Genomic DNA, 16,699 nt, shown 5'->3' on the forward strand with positions numbered 1-16,699 from the left:
GCTTGATATCGCGCAAGCCTTGAAGCGCATGCCAACACTGTGGGAGCGAGCCTGTTCGCGAAAGCGATGCCCGACGCGCTGTAAATGCTGCGCCGGATCAAGCCTTCGCGAGCAGGCTCGCTCCCACAGGGATAGTGGTGTGCCAATAATGAAAAAGGCGACCCGAAGGTCGCCTCTTTTTGAACGGACGCTGCGATCAGAACTCGTGATCGGCGCTGTCCGGGTTCAGGTCGCTGATGCCCAGTTTGCCGGCAGCGGCTTCGATCGAGCCGGTCTGCTTGACCAGCGCGGCGATGGCGTCGCGAACGACCTGGTTGCCAGCGGTGTTGCCGGCAGCGATCAACTGGTCGTAGTGCTCACCCTTGTTGGCGTGATCGACCATGACCTGGATCTTCGCTTCGGTCGCGGCCAGATCGGCTTTCAGCGCGGTGTCGGCAGCCGGGTCGGCCTTGGCTACCAGCGACGACAGGCTGGCGCCGGTCAGCTTGGTGCCGTCAACACGGGTGTACTCGCCCAGGTAAACGTTACGCACGCCTTTGGCGTCGTAGAAGTGCGAGTAGTGGGTGTTGTCGCTGAAGCAATCCTGCTCGTCTTCGGGGGAGTTGGCTTCCAGGGAAACCTTCATGCGCTCGCCCGCCAGTTCACCCAGGGACAGGCTGCCCATGCCGAAGAGCATTTTGCGCAGGCCGGTTTCGCCTGGCTCGGCTTCCAGGGTGGCGCGGTAGTTGTCGGCCACGTTCGGCTTCCAGTTGCCGACCATTTCTTCCAGGTCGCTGACCAGCAGTTGGGTCACGGCTTTCAGGTAGGCACGACGACGCTCGTTGTGACCACCGGTGGCGCCGGCGCCTTCCAGGTAGTCCGAGGCCGGACGGTTGCCAGCGCCAGGGCCGGTGCCGTTCAGATCCTGGCCCCAGAGCAGGAATTCGATCGCGTGGTAGCCGGTGGCAACGTTCGCCTCGGAACCGCCCAGCTCGTTGAGGCTGGCGAGTTTTTCCGGGGTGATCTCTTTCACGTCGACTTTGTCTTCGCCGACCTGCACTTCGGTGTTGGCGATGATGTTGGCGCTGGCGCCCGGGTTACCCAGTGCGTGCTCGTAGGATTTGTCGACGTAGTCGATCAAGCCCTCGTCCAATGGCCAGGCGTTAACCTGACCTTCCCAGTCGTCGATGATGGTGTTGCCGAAGCGGAATACTTCGCTCTGCAGGTACGGCACGCGTGCGGCGACCCAGGCAGCCTTGGCGGCTTTGAGGGTGTCGGCGTTCGGCTTGGCGAGGAACGCGTCGACGGCGGTTTGCAGGGTTTTCGCGGTGGATTCGGCATCGCTGTAAACGGCGAAGACCATGTCGGCGTAGTGCGCGACCACAGCCTTGGCGGCGGCATCGTCAACTTTACCGGCGGCAGGAGCAGGTGCAGCGGCAGGGGCTGGAGCAGCACTGCTGGAAGCCGGAGTCATTTCGGAGGCTTTTTCTTTGTCCTTGCCTTCGCCGCAACCGGCGAGGGAAATAGCGATGGCCAGCAGACTGGCGGTAGCCAGAGGCATACGAATCATGGCGAACATCCTGCTTCGGTAGTTGAGTGGACTGGCGCCGGGGGCGCGCAAAACTGCGACATAATGCAAATCTTTCGCATTATGTGTAAAGGCGTGCTTGGAAATATTTCTTATTTAGGCAGGTGTGATGGCGCGATCTTGCGCTTTTAGAGAATGGCCGCGTTGCTGCGTTGCGCCTGCTTGAGGTAAATGCCCAGCTCCCGCGCCGGCAGCGGTTTGCTGTAGTGGTAGCCCTGACCTTCGTGGCAACCCTCGGAAATGATGTAGGTTTCCTGCTCGGCGGTTTCCACGCCTTCGGCAATCACCTGCATGCCCAGGCTCTTGCCCAGTTGAATGATCGCGCGAACGATGGTCGCGTCATCGTCGTCATCGAGCAGATCCTGAACGAAGCTCTTGTCGATCTTGATCTTGTCCAGCGGCAGGCTTTTCAGATAACTGAGGGACGAGTAGCCGGTGCCGAAGTCGTCGATCGCGATCAGCGCACCGGAGCGGCGCAGGCTGAGCAGATGCTGGGCGGCGGTGGTGATGTCTTCCATCAGGCCGGTTTCGGTGACTTCCAGTTCCAGACTGCGCGGCGGCAAGCGGTACATCTGCAACAGGTTGTTGACCACCCGTGGCAGCTCGGCGTGGTGCAGTTGCACGGTGGACAGATTGACCGCCATGCGCAGATCGACAAAACCCTGATCGTGCCACTCGCGCAATTGCTTGCAGGCCTGATCGAGCACCCACTCGCCGATGGCGATGATCGTGCCGTTCTGTTCGGCCAGCGGGATGAACAGGTCCGGCGGCACCAGACCGTGTTCCGGATGTTGCCAGCGAATCAGCGCTTCGACGCCGACCACGCGGTGATCGCGATAACTGATCTGCGGTTGGTAGACGAGGTAGAACTGGTCGCGGATCAGCGCATCGCGCAAATCTTTTTCCAGCTCGCGACGACGGCGCATCTCGCTGTCGACGCTGGCGATGTAGAACTGATAGCGATTGCGCGAGCGGGTCTTGGCCAGGGTCATGGTCTGTTCGGCTTTCTGCAACAGCTTCTCGGTGCTGTCGCCGTCCTCCGGAAACAGGGTGATGCCGATAGTCGCGCGCAGGCGGATCTCCTGATCGTCGAGGGCGAAGGGCGCCTCAAGGTCATCGAGAATGCTCTGCGCCAGTTCTGCAGCTTCATAAGGCTGTTCAATGTCGGCCTGCACCAGCGCGAACTGATCGCCGCCCAGACGAGCGAGGGCGCCAAGACGACCACTGTGGGCACGTAAACGATCGGCCAGGGCCAGCAGCAATTGGTCGCCGGTCTGGTAGCTGAATTGCTCGTTGATGCCCTTGAAGTCATCCAGACCGACGCACAACACGGCGACGCGGCGCTGCAATTTGCCGGCATCGACGAGAATCTTGTCCAGTTGCTGCTGCAATTGCTGGCGGTTCGGCAGACCGGTGAGGAAGTCGTACTGGGCCATGCGCAGCAGGCTGTTTTCCGCTTCGTGGCGCAGGTGGGTGTTGCGTTCGATGGACTCGAGCAACTGGTTGGCGGTGTTGATCCACAGGCCCAGCTCGTTTTTTTCGTGGCCCTTGATCTGCGGAATCTTGTGCTCGCTGGGACGATCGGGGTTGATCTCGGTGAGGTGCTCAATGATTCGCGACAGCGGTTTGGTCAGCAGCCAGTGATAGACCAGGTACAGCACCAGGCCCAACGCCAGTGCGCGCAGCACGCCGGAAATGAAAATGATCACCGAGCTGACGATGAAACCTTCGCCATAGGTGGCGGTGTCGAGGGTGATGCTCAGGTCGCCGTAGTATTCGCTGTACGGACCGCGGCCGACCAATTGCGTGGTGAAGGTGCGTTCCTGGCCGAGAATCAGGTCGGTCAGCCAACGGCTGTTGGAATGCTGCAGTTCGCGGGATTTCTGCGCGAGCATGGCTTCGTTGGGGTGGCCGATGGAGGCCTGACGCACGGCGTCGTCCTGGAACAGCCCTTCGATCACCTGCATGCCCATTTCCCGATCCAGGCTGTACACGGCCTGGGTCGATGGATCGCGGAACATGTCGAGGATGCGCTCGGCGTCGCCGGCAACCGCCTGACGGGTCTTGTAGGCATCGAAGACAATCTGCGCGCAGCTCAAGACTACGCCTACGATCAATGCCGACAGGAGCACGACCCGGAGCAACTTCACCGACAAGCTGTTCTTGAGTTCCAGCTTCAAAGGGTTATTCCTTGTTCCGTGCGGGTAGCGTCAAGTTGCCATGAGTATTGGCAATCCCGGGTTGGCAGTCAAAGGGACAATCAGGCACGGGAAAAGTCGCCGTGATCCTGGCCGCATTGTCGTCATTTGAGTAATAGCTCTGAATCAACTGTGTCGGTTGCAATTGCCTTCAACTTGAGCACTGGGCCAAAGATTTTTTCCTTTCTGTGATGGTAGACGGCTGGGGGCTGGCGGCAAACGGCGTGAAGCTGCTTTTACCGTGCGAGAAACGCCATGCGCCGGGCATAAAAAAACCCGGCCGAAGCCGGGCTTTTCATCGGGCGCGCAGCTTAAGCGGTGAAGGTTTTGCCTTCGAACTGCTCGGCCACGAACTTCCAGTTGACCAGGTTCCAGAACGCTTCAACGTACTTCGGACGCAGGTTGCGGTAGTCGATGTAGTAAGCGTGTTCCCAGACGTCGCAGGTCAGCAGCGGGGTGTCGCCGCTGGTCAGCGGGTTGCCGGCGCCGATGGTGCTGGCCAGGGCCAGGGAACCGTCAGCCTTTTTCACCAGCCAGCCCCAGCCGGAACCGAAGGTGCCGATCGAGGTTTTGCTGAATTCTTCCTTGAACTTGTCGAACGAACCGAACGCTGCGTTGATGGCGTCTGCCAGGGCGCCGGTTGGTTGACCGCCGGCGTTTGGCGCCAGGCAGTTCCAGTAGAAAGTGTGGTTCCAGACCTGAGCGGCGTTGTTGAAGATGCCGCCCGAAGAAGTCTTGACGATTTCTTCCAGGGTCTTGCCTTCAAACTCGGTGCCTGGCACCAGGTTGTTCAGGTTCACGACGTAGGTGTTGTGGTGCTTGTCGTGGTGGAACTCCAGGGTTTCCTTGGAGATGTGCGGCTGCAGGGCATCGTGTGCGTAAGGCAGCGGCGGCAATTCGAAAGCCATGATGATTCTCCTAATCAGGTCTGTTGCGGTGAGCGCAAGGCCGATCACGGGCGGCCGGAAATGCACCGGCGAGTTTTTACTCTTTGCGGCGCAGGGTTCGGATCATAGCACCGGGGTCGCGCCTTAACCACGCAACAACTGTGTGGGATAGAGGTTCCAGAGCCTTTGGCAATTATTCATCGGGCGATGATCAACTGCGCGGCCACGGCGAACATCATCAATGCCACCACCAGATCGAGAATGCGCCAGGTGCTCGGGCGGGCCAGCCACGGTGCCAGCCACGCCGCGCCAAGGGCCAGGGTGAAAAACCACAGCAACGATGCACTGGCCGCGCCGACCACATAAGCGCCCGGCACCGATTGCTGCGCGCCCAGCGAGCCGATCAGCAATACCGTATCCAGATAAACGTGGGGGTTGAGCAAGGTCACCGCCAGAGCGCTGAGCATCACTGCGCGCAGCGAACGCACGGTCTGGTTTTCGCCTTGCTCAAGGCTCTGTTTCGAGCAGGCCCGGCGCAGCGCCTGGCTGCCGTACCAGATCAGAAACGTCGCGCCGCCCCAACGGGCAATCGCCAGCAGGGTCGGGTTCTGCGCCAGAATCGTCGCCAGGCCGAACACCCCGGCCGCGACCAGAATTGCGTCACACACCACGCACAATGCCGCCACCGGCAAATGGTGTTCACGGCGCAGGCTTTGCGCCAAGACAAAAGCGTTCTGCGTGCCGATCGCCATGATCAGGCCGAACGCCACCAACAGGCCGTTTACGTAGCTTTGCCACATGGGAGAGATCCTTGAAAGAGAGTGCTTGCTGGCTATTCTCCGGTGTGACGCTGTATAAGAAAAACCAATAGTGCTGATCGCACATTAGGAAAACTGATGTTCGACTATAAATTGCTTTCCGCGCTCGCCGCTGTGGTCGAGCAGGCCGGATTCGATCGCGCCGCGCAGGTGCTGGGCCTGTCGCAGTCGGCGATCTCCCAGCGCATCAAATTGCTTGAAGCGCGGGTCGGCCAGCCAGTGCTGGTGCGCGGAACACCGCCAGCGCCGACCGAGATCGGCCGACGCTTGCTCAACCATGTGCAGCAGGTGCGTCTGCTCGAGCGCGACTTGCAATCAGTGGTGCCGGCGCTCGACGAAGAAGGCTTGCCCGATCGCCTGCGCATCGCCCTGAACGCCGACAGCCTCGCCACATGGTGGGCCGAGGCCGTCGGCGATTTCTGCGCCGAGCAGCATTTGTTGCTCGACCTGATCGTCGAAGACCAGACCGTTGGCCTCAAGCGCATGCGTGCCGGTGAAGTGGCCGCATGCCTGTGTGCCAGCGAGCGGCCGGTGGCGGGAGCCCGCAGCGTGTTGCTCGGCGCCATGCGATATCGCGCCCTGGCCAGTCCGGCCTTCATCGCTCGGCATTTTCCCGATGGCGTGCGCGCCGAACAGCTGCCGCGCACCCCGGCGCTGGTGTTCGGTCCGGACGATTTCCTTCAGCATCGCTATCTGGCGCTGTTGGGCGTCGACGGCGCTTTTGAACATCACTTATGCCCGTCTTCCGAAGGCTTCATTCGCCTGACCGAAGCCGGTCTGGGTTGGGGGCTGGTGCCGGAACTGCAAGTGCGCGAACAGTTGCAACGCGGGGTGCTGTGCGAATTGCTGCCAGATAAACCGATCGACGTGCCGCTGTACTGGCATCATTGGCGCAATGGCGGCCAGTTGCTCAATCTACTGACCGAACAACTGCTGCGCTCCTCAAAGCAATGGCTAGTGGCTTGAACGCAGCAACAAGCGTCAAGCTGCAAGCGGCAAGAACACGCACCGTTTCAACTTGCAGCTGAAAGCTCGAAGCTTGCAGCTGCTTCCCTGGAGTTTTTGATGAAGATTTTGGTTACCGGCGCCAGCGGCTTTATTGGCGGGCGCTTTGCGCGTTTCGCCCTGGAGCAGGGCCTTGAAGTGCGGGTCAACGGTCGCCGGGCCGAGAGCGTCGAGCATCTGGTGCGCCGCGGTGCCGAGTTCGTGCCGGGCGATCTGACCGACGCCGATCTGGTGCACGACCTGTGCAACGATGTCGAAGCCGTGGTGCATTGCGCCGGTGCTGTCGGCGTGTGGGGGCGTTATCAGGAGTTTCATCAGGGCAACGTCGAAGTCACCGAAAACGTCGTCGAAGCGTGCCTCAAGCAGCGGGTGCGGCGGCTGGTGCATCTGTCGTCGCCGTCGATCTATTTCGATGGCCGCGACCATCTCGGTCTGACCGAAGAGCAAGTGCCCAAACGCTTCAAGCATCCCTACGCCGCGACCAAATATTTGGCCGAGCAGAAGGTCTTCGGCGCGCAGGAATTCGGTCTGGAAACCATCGCCCTGCGCCCGCGTTTCGTCACCGGTGCCGGCGACATGAGCATCTTCCCGCGCCTGCTGAAGATGCAGCGCAAGGGCCGGCTGGCGATCATCGGCGACGGCTTGAACAAGGTCGATTTCACCAGCGTGCAAAATCTCAACGAAGCCATGCTCAGCAGCCTGTTGGCGCAAGGTTCGGCGCTGGGCAAGGCCTACAACATCAGCAACGGCACGCCGGTGCCGCTGTGGGACGTGGTCAATTACGTGATGCGGCGGATGGACGTCGATCAGGTGCGCAAATATCGCTCCTACGGTCTGGCCTACAGCGTCGCGGCGCTCAACGAAGGCGCGTGCAGGCTCTGGCCGGGACGCCCTGAGCCGACCCTGTCGCGCCTGGGCATGCAGGTCATGAAAAAAAATTTCACCCTCGACATCAGCCGCGCCCGGCATTATCTCGACTACGATCCGAAAGTCAGCCTGTGGGCGGCCCTCGATGAGTTCTGTGCGTGGTGGAAAGCCCAGGACATCCGTTGAAACGATTCGGCCGGGCGGCAATGAACCGCCTTGCGGGTTGAGGGTCAATGCCTGCGGCTGCGGCGGTTATACTTCGCAGCATTTAGCCATCACCGCGTTTGCCAAAGGTTGCCTCAATGTCCATGCGAAACGATGCCCACGACGACGATTTCGACAACGTGCCAAGCCTGCGCGCCGACCCGTTCGATGACGATGACATCGCACCCGGCCCCCGCACTTCCGTGCATTCGCGCAGCGCGCCAGTGGTCAAGGTCAAGGCCGCCAGCACCGGGCCGCTGTGGGCGCTGGTCGGCGCGTTGTTTTTTGCCTTCATCGGTCTGGCCTGGTGGAGCTTCCAGCAGATTTCGTTGATGGAACAGCAACTGGTCGCCACCCAGGAAAGCTTCGCCCGCATCAGCGAAGAAGCGGCCGGGCGCCTGCAGGATATTTCCGGCAAGGTTGTCGCCAGCCAGAGCAACGTCAGCAGTGACAGCGAAGCGCTGAAGCTGCAAATCAAGCAACTCGAAGGCAAGCTGCTCGACCAGAGCAAGCAACAGCAAGGCGTGGCCGGGCAGGCCAGCGAACTGGACAAGCGTCTGGCGCAGATGACCGCGCAGACCACCGAACAACAGAACGCCAATACGCAGTTGCAGGCTCAGGTCAAAGCCTTGAGTGCCGAGCTGGCGACCATTAAAAGCACCCCGGCCGATACCAGCAAGGTCGATGCCCAGTTGAAAGCCTTCGACGCCCAGTTCAAAAGCCTCGGCGCCGATATCGCCGCGCTGAAGAAACAGGGCAATCCGAGCGCGGCGATCGATCGTCTGGAGCAGGACATCGTGGTGCTGAAAAGTCAGCAGGACAACCGCCCGGCAGCGCCACAGGGTGGCGGCAATACTGCCGAGTTCGATGCGTTCCGCGCGCAGATGACCCGCAACCTGAATACCTTGCAGGCGCAGATCCAGAACCTGCAGCAGCAGATCAATTCCCGCCCGTAGCAACTGATCTGTTGCCCGGAGGGCTTTGTCCCCTTACCACAGGGACCTGTAATCCCCTGCATCATTCTGAATACTCGTACATCAGCCCAAGCCGTCTACGCTCTTGAGACACCAAAAAGAACGAGGGATGCGCTATGGGGTTTTTGCATAAAGTGGTCTGGCTCGGCCTGATGCTGTTGGCCGGTTTCGGCCAGGCCAGTGCCGCCACCGCCGCCAAGGATGACAGTCAGGCCGCGATCGCCCTGCTGGAAAAAGCCTTGGCCTACTACCACGACAATGGCGACAAGGCCTTCGCCGCCTTCAGCCGCCAGGGTGAGTTCGTCGACAAGGATCGCTACGTGTTCGTCCTCGACACCAAAGGCGTGATGCTCGCCAGTGGCGGGCCGTCATCGGCGCTGATCGGCCGGGATGTCAGCGAAGTGCTTGGTCCGGATCTGCGGAAGGCGTTCAAGGATGCGCTGAAAGTGCCGGAAGGCAATGGCATCCAGCAGGCCGAATACCGCTGGCAGAACTGGGCCGACGGCAAGGTCGAGCGCAAGCATGTGTTCTATCAGCGCGTCGGGCAGCGCATTCTCGCGGTGGGTTACTACCTGCCACGGGCCTCAGCTGAGCAGGCCAAGGCCTTGCTGGACAAAGCCGCGACGGATCTGACCAAGGACGAGAAGGGCACGCTGACCGCGATCAACTCACTCAAGGGCGGTTACTTGCAGGATGACCTGTATGTCTTCGTGGTCGATCTGAACAACCAGCGCTATGTCGCCCACGGCACCAATCTGCGCTTGATCAACACTGATTTTGGCAAGGTCAAGGACCCGGAAGGCAAGCCGGTGGGCGAGCCGATTCTGGCGCTGATCGGCAAGCAGGATGAAGGCGAATATGAATACCGCTGGAAAAACCCGGTGACCGGCAAGATCGAGTACAAGCATGCGTACCTGAAAAAGGTCGGGCATTTCCTCGTCGCGGTGGGCTACTACAGCCCTTGAGCGCGCGATGATCGTTCCCACGCTCCGCGTGGGAATGCAGCCCGGGACGCTCTGCGTCCCATCCAAGGCCGAACGCAGAGCGTCCGTTGAGGCATTCCCACGCAGAGCGTGGGAACGATCAGCGCAAAAGGCTCATTTCGCGCCGTGCTCCCGCCCGCGCAGCAGGTTGTTCGGCATGGCAATCGCCGCTGCCAGCCCGAGCAACGACACTGCCGTGCTGACCCAGAGCAGGTGGCGGAAGGTCACCAGCAGCTCCGCGCGCAAAGCGTTCTGCGCTTCGCCGGGTGCTGCGTTCAGGCCATCGAGCAGGACGTTGCCCGAATGCCCCTCGCTGATCAGCGAACTGTTCGCCAGGTGGGCGAAACTGGAATCGTGCAGCAACGCCAGCAGTAGCGCCGACATCAACGCCACGCCCACCGCGCCGCCCAGTGAGCGGAACAGATTGGTGGTGCTGGTGGCGACGCCGATGTCGCGTTGTTCCACCGAGTTCTGCGTGCCGACCAGCGAGGTCGGGAACTGCATGCCGCCAGCGATGCCGCTGAGCAACATGAACAAACCGCTGAGCAGCGTCGCTTGTGGCGGACTGAAGGCCATGCCGAGAATCGCGATCGGCATGAGGATCGCCCCAGTGAGAATCTGCGGTTTGTAGCGTCCGGTGATCGAGGTGCGGCGGCCGGCGAAATAGGCACCGATCGGCAAGCCCATCGCCAGAGGCAGCAAGTGCAACGCGGCGCTGTCGGCACCCGCGCCGGTGACGCTTTGGAAACGCAGCGGCATCAGCACGATCAGCGAGATGGCCTGGAAACTGGTGAAGAAAATCGTGCACCAGCACAGCAGGGCATTACGATTGGCGAACAGGTGCATCGGCAGCAACGGCTCCCGCGCCCGGCGTTCATGCCAGACGAACAGCGCCAATACCACCACGGCACAAGCGAACAGGCCGAGCACTTCGCTGCTGCGCCATGAATGACCCTGGCCGACTTCGGTGATGCCGAGCAACAACGCCGTGAGACCAATGATCATCAGCACCGTGCCGAGGTAATCGATCACCGGTTTACGCTGCGGAATCGGCAAGCCGCGCAGGTTGCGCCGTGCCACCCACCAGGCGCCAAGCCCCAGCGGCAGGTTGATCAGAAATACCCAGCGCCACGACAGGTATTCGGTCATGTAGCCGCCGAGCACCGGACCGGCAACGCTGGCCACGGCGTACATGCTGCTGAAATAACCCTGATAGCGGCCGCGTTCACGCGGCGGGACGATGTCGCCGATGATCGCCTGACTCACCGAGATCATGCCGCCGGCCCCGATACCCTGAAGGATCCGCGCCAGCACCAGTTGTTCCATGCTCTGCGCCATGCCGCAGAACAGCGAGGCGAGGGTGAACAGGCCCATACCGAACAGCATCAGTTTGCGCCGCCCGTACAGGTCGCCGAGCTTGCCGTAGATCGGCACCGCCACGGTCATCGCCACCATGTAACCGGAAATCACCCAGGCCAGCAGGCTGACGTCCTTGAATTGCGCAGAGATCGCCGGCATCGACACGGCGACGATGGTCTGGTCCAGCGCACCGAGGAAGATCGCCATCATCAAGGCGACCAGCACGCTGCGAATGGCCGGTTTGGGCGTTTCAGGCTGATTGAGAGTGGTCACGGAAAACCTGCGGGCAGTGATTGACCCGCATGGACAAGGCGAGCGGGTAAGTGCTCGCCAGTGTAAGTCGATAGCAGGCTATTCGATAGCCTCGTACGGAAGCCCGACGTAATTTTCTGCAATGGTTTTTTGCCCGGCTTGCGAGCTGACAAAGTAGTCCAGTTCCGACGCGCTGATGCGCTGGCTAAACTCATCGTGATCGTCGAAGCGATGCAGCATCGACGTCATCCACCAGGAAAACCGTTCGGCTTTCCATACTCGGCGCAGGCAGATCTCCGAGTATTTTTCCAGCAAATCAGTGCGATTTTCGCGATACACCTTCAGCAGAATATTGAACAACGTGCTGACATCACTGGCGGCCAGGTTCAAGCCCTTGGCGCCAGTGGGCGGGACGATATGGGCAGCGTCGCCGACGAGAAACATGCGCCCGTACTGCATTGGCTCGACGACAAAACTGCGCAGCGGCGCGATGCTTTTTTCGATCGAAGGACCGGTCACCAGTTTTTCCGCGAGGGCATCCGGCAGGCGTTTTTTCAGCTCATCCCAGAAACGCTGATCGCTCCAGTCATCGACGTTTTCATCCGCCGGCACTTGCAGGTAATAGCGGGTGCGCGTGGCTGAACGCATGCTGCACAAAGCGAAGCCGCGTTCGTGGCGGGCGTAGACCAATTCATCGTGGACCGGCGGTGTGTCGGCGAGAATGCCCAGCCAGCCGAACGGGTAGACCCGCTCGAAAATCTTCAGGCAATCGGCCGGAATCGACTGCCGCGCGACGCCATGGAAACCATCGCAACCGGCGATGTAATCGCAATCAACGCGCCAGCTTTCACCGTCCTTTTCGAAGGTGACAAAAGCTTCGTCGCTTTTCATGTCATGGGGAACGACATTGCTCGCTTGATAAATTGTTGGCGCGCCGGCCTCCCGACGAGCGGCCATCAGGTCGCGGGTGACCTCGGTCTGGCCGTAGACCATTACTGTTTTGCCGCCGGTCAGCGCGTGCAGGTCGATGTGCACCTGACGCCCGTCCAGCGCCAGATCGAAGCCGCCATGAACCAGACCTTCGGCATCCATTCGCTGACCGATGCCGGCCTCACGCAGCAGCTCTACCATGCCTTGTTCAAGCACACCGGCACGGATGCGCCCAAGAATGTAATCGGGCGTCTGGCGTTCGAGGATCAGGGTGTCGATGCCAGCGTTGTGCAGCAACTGGCCGAGGAGCAGTCCGGAAGGACCGGCGCCGATAATGGCGACTTGGGTTTTCAGGGTTTTCATTGTTTTTATGACTCGCAAGCTTCACGCAGCAACAGCCGGTGAATGATTTTATGGATCGAGTGCTTGCATTTTTCCCTTGCGGGTCTGTCAATTGAAGGTGAAAACTGAGCCGATACCTGTACATTCTGCCAATCGGTGCGATTATCGCCCAAAAACCAGAGGCCTGGATTGAAGTATGAACAAGCCTGCCCTGCCTTCTATTCCGGTGTTCAAGCTCTATGGTGAAAGCCTGGACTGGCCGACCCCGGACTTGCTGCACTGTGAAACCATTTCCTCGCGCAGTCGCGAACACCAATGGGAAATCAAACCTCACCGCCACGCGGATCTATGCCAGCTGCTGTTCGTTTTCAAAGGTCAGGCAGAGCTCGAAATCGAAGGCCAGCGCACGCAACTCGAGACTCCGGCGATACAGGTGCTGCCACCGTTGTCGGTGCACGGCTTTCGTTTTTCCGAAGATGTTGAAGGCTTCATCGTCACCTTGGCCACGCCGCTGATCAACCATTTGCAGGCGCAACTGGGCGATTCGGTACACGCGTTGGCTCGGGCGGAAAACTACCCGGCCGGCAAGGATGGCGATTATCTCAACAGCCTGTTTTCAGCGTTGCAGGCCGAGTACAACGGCCATCAACCGGCGCGGGAAATGCTCATGCATTCGCTGGTCAGCGTGATCATGGTCTGGGTCAGCCGCCAGGCGATCGTTCGGCACAAGGCCAGCCAGCGCCCGCAGCGCCAACGCGAATACCTCAACGGTTTCATTCAGTTGGTGGAAGAGACTTACCGCCAGCACGTCAAGGTCGAAGACCTCGCCCATCGCCTGGGCATCTCTGTGTCGCACCTCAACGGCACCTGCCGTGAACTGGCCGGGCAACCGGCGTTGCAGATCATGCACGAGCGTCAGTTGCTGGAAGCCAAGCGCCTGCTGACCTACACCAGCATGACGATTTACGAGATGTCGGAGTTGTTGGGTTTTTCCGATCCGACCAACTTCACGCGCCTGTTCCGTCGCCGGGTGGGGATTTCGCCAAAGGCATTCCGCGACCGACTCAAGGCCGAGCAACAATCCTGAAAGCGCTGATGAGCCCTGTGGGAGCGAGCCTGCTCGCGAATACGCTCTTTCACTCAGCAACGATGCTGGCTGACACCGCGCATTCGCGAGCAGGCTCGCTCCCACAGGGTTGCATTCCAGCGCAGGTCTATCAGCGCAATGCGTTCAGCGTGGCATTGTGCGGAATACACCGCTCATAGTTGCAGCTCGCATACTCGCGCGGCAGCTGGCGCAACTGCTCGACGCGCCAGGCAGCGGTGCCGTACAGCGCCAGCGTGGCGGCGCAGGTGATGAAAATGGCGGCGTACCTTTTTGTTTTGATGTTCATGGTGTTCGACCTCTGAACGTCTACCTTGCGGTATTACTTTGAGCATAGGTCAGCGGCGCGCACTTGCCAGCGAGTGCGCTTGAGGATTTAGCCGGCCATTCAGCGAATTGATGCCTATGTGGGAGCGGGTTTACAGGCCGACATCCCACGCGGGATTTTCGGGAAACCGTCGAACCAGAAAGTCGAGCATGCTTCGCAGTGCCGCCGGCATGTGTTTACGTGAGGCGTACACCGCGTAGATATTCATCTGGCGCGGTTCTGCGTGTGGCAGCAAACGCAGCAGTTCGCCGTTGTGAATATGCACGCCAGCCTGGTAGGTCGGCAGCATCGCCACGCCCGCGCCGGCCAGGGTTGCGCGCAGAAGGGTGCTGGCCTCGTTGGCGCTGATATTGCCCTGCACCGGTACCGAAACCGGTTCGCCATCCTCCTCGAAATGCCACAGGCTTTTGCCGAAATAGGAATGGGTCAGGCAGTTATGTCGGCTCAAATCCTCAACTGTCTGCGGCGCCGGATGCCCAAGCAGATAAGCCGGCGCTGCGCAGACCACCGAGCGGCACACGGTCAGGCGCCGGGCGATCAGATTCGGATCAAGATCATTGCTGGTGCGAATCGCCAGATCGATGCGTTCATCGACCAGATTCACCGTGCGGTCGAGCATCTGCAGATCGATGCTCACGCCGGGGTAAAGCCTGACGTACGCCGCGACCGCATCGGCCAGTTGCGCTTGGCCAAACGAGGTGCTGACGCTGATCCGCAGCAATCCGCGAGGCGCGTCATGGGGTTCGCTGACGGCGGCCTGCATGTCGTGCGACAAGTCGAGCATCTGCCGACAGCGCGGGAGGATTTCACTGCCGGCGGCGGTCAGGCTCAATTTGCGCGTGGTGCGGTGCATCAGCCGCGCGCCGACCCAGTCTTCCAGCTCCGCCAGATAGCGCGACACCACCGGCCGCGACAGCTCGAGGTGGTCGGCCGCCGCCGACTGGCTGCCCAGGTCCACTACCGTGACGAATACCCGCATTGCTTGAAGCCGATCCATGATTTGCCCGCTTTCAGAAACAAACTATGTCCAAGCATCGCATTTTTTGTACTGAGTCTGGCAACTAAGCTCTGTTGCATCGCCAGACTGGCATTCGTAATCCGGAGCAACAAATGATCGGCTTCACCCCCTTCAAACGCGTTCTGCTCGCCGCGGCATTTTTCGGCTTTGCCCCCCATGCATCCGCCGCCGAGCTGAGCCTTGATGTCTACAATCCGGGCACCCAGGCGATTTTCCCGGTCAGCTCGGTGCTGGTCAGCGGTGAGAAAGAAGCAATTCTGGTCGATGCGCAATTCGGCAAATCCCAGGCCGAACAGGTGGTGGAAAAGATCCGCGCCAGCGGCAAGCAATTGACCACCATCTACATCAGCCATGGCGACCCGGATTACTACTTCGGCCTCGACACACTGACCAAAGCATTCCCGCAAGCGAAAGTCCTGGCTTCGCAGCCGACCGTCGATCACATCAAGCACACCGTCGACGGCAAACTGGCCTACTGGGGACCGAAAATGGGCGCCGACGTGCCGGCGAAAACCATCGTCCCGGACGTGCTCAAGGGCGACAGCCTGACCCTCGAAGGCAAGCAATTGCAGGTGATCGGCCTCGACGGCAAGCAACCGGATCGCAGCTTCGTATGGATCCCGTCGCTCAAAGCAGTGGTCGGTGGCGTAGTGGTCGCCGAGAACATTCATGTGTGGATGGCCGACACCCAGACCGCGCAATCCCACGCCGACTGGCTGCACACCCTGCACGCCATCGAAAGCCTGAAACCGCAAACCGTAGTACCCGGCCATTTTCTGGGCGACAGCAGCCGCTCGCTGGCCAGCGTGAAATTCACCGCCGATTACATCAAGGCCTTCGATGCCGAAACCGCCAAGGCCAAAGACTCTGCTGCACTGATCGCAGCGATGAAAAAACGCTACCCGCAACTCGGCGAGGAAAGCTCGCTGGAGCTCAGCGCGAAAGTCGCCAAGGGCGAGATGCAGTGGTAAGCCGAACCTGAACACGCAGCATTTTCAAGCCAACTGGAGAATGTCATGAGCAAGATTGCAATCATTGGTGCCACCGGCCGTGCCGGTAGCCAACTGCTGGAAGAAGCCCTGCGTCGCGGCCACAGCGTCACCGCCATTGCCCGCGATACCTCAAAGGTCGGTGATCGCGCCGGTGTCGTCAGCAAGAGCCTCGACGTGCTGGATTCGGCGGCGCTGCAAGCGGCGGTGGCCGGTCACGACGCCGTGATCAGCGCAGCGCATTTCGCCACCGTCCCGGCCTCGGCGATTGTCGGACCGGTAAAACAGGCGGGCGTGAAGCGCTTGCTGGTGGTCGGCGGCGCCGGTTCGCTGTTGCTGCCGGATGACACGCGGGTGATCGACAGTGCCGGTTTCCCGGCTGAATACAAAGCCGAGGCGAACGCGGGGGCGGCGTTTCTTGATGCGTTGCGTCAGGAGCAGGAACTGGACTGGACTTTCCTCTCGCCGTCGGCGGAGTTTGTCGAGGGTGAACGCAGCGGCCAGTATCGCGTCGGCAAGGATCACCTGTTGGTCAGTGCCGAAGGGCGTAGCTGGATCACCTTTGCCGATTACGCGATTGCGCTGATTGACGAAGTGGAGACGCCGAAGCATTTGCGGCAGCGTTATACGGTCGGGTATTGAGTCAAGCCTTTTCCCCTCACCCCAGCCCTCTCCCGGGGGAGAGGGAGCCGACCGAGTTGTCTTGGGTCACGCATTGACCTGAACGACCGTGTCGATTGTGGATTCGGCGTGGCTGTGTCAGGTCGATGAGTTTCTTGAGTATCCCCAATCAGTTCCCTCTCCCGGGGGAGAGGGAGCCGACCGAGTTGTCTTGGGTCACGCATTGACCTGAACGACCGTGTCGATTATGGA

General features: G+C 60.5%; 15 protein-coding genes. 7 read left to right on the top strand and 8 right to left on the bottom strand.

What is annotated here, in order from left to right:
• Nucleotides 1-196 precede the first annotated feature (196 nt).
• The 4 genes from V8J63_RS07475 to V8J63_RS07490 form a co-directional block, all read right to left on the bottom strand.
• Nucleotides 197-1,549 carry an imelysin family protein gene (locus tag V8J63_RS07475; RefSeq protein WP_122746738.1) on the bottom strand — a complete coding sequence of 451 codons (1,353 nt, stop codon included), beginning with the start codon at nucleotides 1,547-1,549 and terminating at the stop codon, nucleotides 197-199.
• Nucleotides 1,550-1,695: 146 nt separating this feature from the next.
• Entirely contained in the window at nucleotides 1,696-3,747 is a 2,052-nt protein-coding gene (locus tag V8J63_RS07480) for a putative bifunctional diguanylate cyclase/phosphodiesterase (protein ID WP_016773430.1), read from the bottom strand.
• 329 nt (nucleotides 3,748-4,076) lie between these two features.
• On the bottom strand, nucleotides 4,077-4,673 hold the full coding sequence (locus V8J63_RS07485) for a superoxide dismutase (protein ID WP_016773431.1): 597 nt from the start codon (nucleotides 4,671-4,673) through the stop codon (nucleotides 4,077-4,079).
• 176 nt (nucleotides 4,674-4,849) lie between these two features.
• Entirely contained in the window at nucleotides 4,850-5,452 is a 603-nt protein-coding gene (locus V8J63_RS07490) for a LysE/ArgO family amino acid transporter (protein ID WP_110603236.1), read from the bottom strand.
• Between the two features lie 96 nt (nucleotides 5,453-5,548).
• Between V8J63_RS07490 and V8J63_RS07495 the strand changes: the two genes are divergently transcribed.
• The 4 genes from V8J63_RS07495 (at nucleotide 5,549) to V8J63_RS07510 (ending at nucleotide 9,485) form a co-directional block, all read left to right on the top strand.
• Nucleotides 5,549-6,436 (top strand): LysR family transcriptional regulator ArgP, encoded by an 888-nt coding sequence (locus V8J63_RS07495; protein ID WP_336463837.1) that lies wholly within the window; start codon nucleotides 5,549-5,551, stop codon nucleotides 6,434-6,436.
• A 99-nt stretch (nucleotides 6,437-6,535) separates the two neighbouring features.
• Nucleotides 6,536-7,528, top strand: a complete 993-nt coding sequence (locus V8J63_RS07500) for an NAD-dependent epimerase/dehydratase family protein (protein ID WP_336463838.1) — start codon at nucleotides 6,536-6,538, stop codon at nucleotides 7,526-7,528.
• A 116-nt stretch (nucleotides 7,529-7,644) separates the two neighbouring features.
• Nucleotides 7,645-8,502, top strand: coding sequence for an ATPase (locus V8J63_RS07505; RefSeq protein WP_076563987.1), 858 nt, complete (start codon nucleotides 7,645-7,647; stop codon nucleotides 8,500-8,502).
• 134 nt (nucleotides 8,503-8,636) lie between these two features.
• Nucleotides 8,637-9,485 carry a cache domain-containing protein gene (locus V8J63_RS07510; protein ID WP_336463839.1) on the top strand — a complete coding sequence of 283 codons (849 nt, stop codon included), beginning with the start codon at nucleotides 8,637-8,639 and terminating at the stop codon, nucleotides 9,483-9,485.
• A 132-nt stretch (nucleotides 9,486-9,617) separates the two neighbouring features.
• Here the strand turns inward: V8J63_RS07510 and V8J63_RS07515 are convergent, their stop codons facing one another.
• Both V8J63_RS07515 and pobA read right to left on the bottom strand, forming a co-directional pair.
• The gene (locus V8J63_RS07515) at nucleotides 9,618-11,135 is read right to left on the bottom strand and encodes an MDR family MFS transporter (protein WP_130888880.1); all 1,518 of its coding nucleotides are present in this window, start codon (nucleotides 11,133-11,135) and stop codon (nucleotides 9,618-9,620) included.
• Between the two features lie 78 nt (nucleotides 11,136-11,213).
• Nucleotides 11,214-12,407, bottom strand: coding sequence for a 4-hydroxybenzoate 3-monooxygenase (gene pobA / locus V8J63_RS07520; protein ID WP_130888879.1), 1,194 nt, complete (start codon nucleotides 12,405-12,407; stop codon nucleotides 11,214-11,216).
• 175 nt (nucleotides 12,408-12,582) lie between these two features.
• Between pobA and V8J63_RS07525 the strand changes: the two genes are divergently transcribed.
• On the top strand, nucleotides 12,583-13,473 hold the full coding sequence (locus tag V8J63_RS07525) for a helix-turn-helix domain-containing protein (RefSeq protein ID WP_024014136.1): 891 nt from the start codon (nucleotides 12,583-12,585) through the stop codon (nucleotides 13,471-13,473).
• Nucleotides 13,474-13,603: 130 nt separating this feature from the next.
• Here the strand turns inward: V8J63_RS07525 and V8J63_RS07530 are convergent, their stop codons facing one another.
• Together V8J63_RS07530 and V8J63_RS07535 are read right to left on the bottom strand one after the other, a co-directional pair.
• Complete coding sequence (locus V8J63_RS07530; RefSeq protein WP_016773438.1) at nucleotides 13,604-13,780, bottom strand: hypothetical protein; 177 nt, start codon at nucleotides 13,778-13,780, stop codon at nucleotides 13,604-13,606.
• Nucleotides 13,781-13,910: 130 nt separating this feature from the next.
• Entirely contained in the window at nucleotides 13,911-14,816 is a 906-nt protein-coding gene (locus V8J63_RS07535; protein WP_336463840.1) for a LysR family transcriptional regulator, read from the bottom strand.
• Nucleotides 14,817-14,929: 113 nt separating this feature from the next.
• Here V8J63_RS07535 and V8J63_RS07540 point away from each other — a divergent pair, with 113 nt between their 5' ends.
• Together V8J63_RS07540 and V8J63_RS07545 are read left to right on the top strand one after the other, a co-directional pair.
• Nucleotides 14,930-15,808, top strand: coding sequence for an MBL fold metallo-hydrolase (locus V8J63_RS07540; protein ID WP_336463841.1), 879 nt, complete (start codon nucleotides 14,930-14,932; stop codon nucleotides 15,806-15,808).
• A 45-nt stretch (nucleotides 15,809-15,853) separates the two neighbouring features.
• Nucleotides 15,854-16,468: an NAD(P)-dependent oxidoreductase gene (locus V8J63_RS07545; protein ID WP_336463842.1), complete on the top strand. Its 615-nt coding sequence runs from the start codon at nucleotides 15,854-15,856 to the stop codon at nucleotides 16,466-16,468.
• Nucleotides 16,469-16,699 lie beyond the last annotated feature (231 nt).

This window comes from Pseudomonas sp. CCNWLW23 (genome assembly GCF_037095675.1).
Classification (GTDB): domain Bacteria; phylum Pseudomonadota; class Gammaproteobacteria; order Pseudomonadales; family Pseudomonadaceae; genus Aquipseudomonas; species Aquipseudomonas atacamensis.

Coding starts and splice junctions, on each gene's coding strand:
- V8J63_RS07475 (WP_122746738.1), bottom strand. CDS start 1,549: ATGATTCGTATGCCTCTGGCTACCGCCAGTCTGCTGGCCATCGCTATT.
- V8J63_RS07485 (WP_016773431.1), bottom strand. CDS start 4,673: ATGGCTTTCGAATTGCCGCCGCTGCCTTACGCACACGATGCCCTGCAG.
- V8J63_RS07490 (WP_110603236.1), bottom strand. CDS start 5,452: ATGTGGCAAAGCTACGTAAACGGCCTGTTGGTGGCGTTCGGCCTGATC.
- V8J63_RS07495 (WP_336463837.1), top strand. CDS start 5,549: ATGTTCGACTATAAATTGCTTTCCGCGCTCGCCGCTGTGGTCGAGCAG.
- V8J63_RS07500 (WP_336463838.1), top strand. CDS start 6,536: ATGAAGATTTTGGTTACCGGCGCCAGCGGCTTTATTGGCGGGCGCTTT.
- V8J63_RS07505 (WP_076563987.1), top strand. CDS start 7,645: ATGTCCATGCGAAACGATGCCCACGACGACGATTTCGACAACGTGCCA.
- V8J63_RS07510 (WP_336463839.1), top strand. CDS start 8,637: ATGGGGTTTTTGCATAAAGTGGTCTGGCTCGGCCTGATGCTGTTGGCC.
- pobA (WP_130888879.1), bottom strand. CDS start 12,407: ATGAAAACCCTGAAAACCCAAGTCGCCATTATCGGCGCCGGTCCTTCC.
- V8J63_RS07525 (WP_024014136.1), top strand. CDS start 12,583: ATGAACAAGCCTGCCCTGCCTTCTATTCCGGTGTTCAAGCTCTATGGT.
- V8J63_RS07530 (WP_016773438.1), bottom strand. CDS start 13,780: ATGAACATCAAAACAAAAAGGTACGCCGCCATTTTCATCACCTGCGCC.
- V8J63_RS07535 (WP_336463840.1), bottom strand. CDS start 14,816: ATGGATCGGCTTCAAGCAATGCGGGTATTCGTCACGGTAGTGGACCTG.
- V8J63_RS07540 (WP_336463841.1), top strand. CDS start 14,930: ATGATCGGCTTCACCCCCTTCAAACGCGTTCTGCTCGCCGCGGCATTT.
- V8J63_RS07545 (WP_336463842.1), top strand. CDS start 15,854: ATGAGCAAGATTGCAATCATTGGTGCCACCGGCCGTGCCGGTAGCCAA.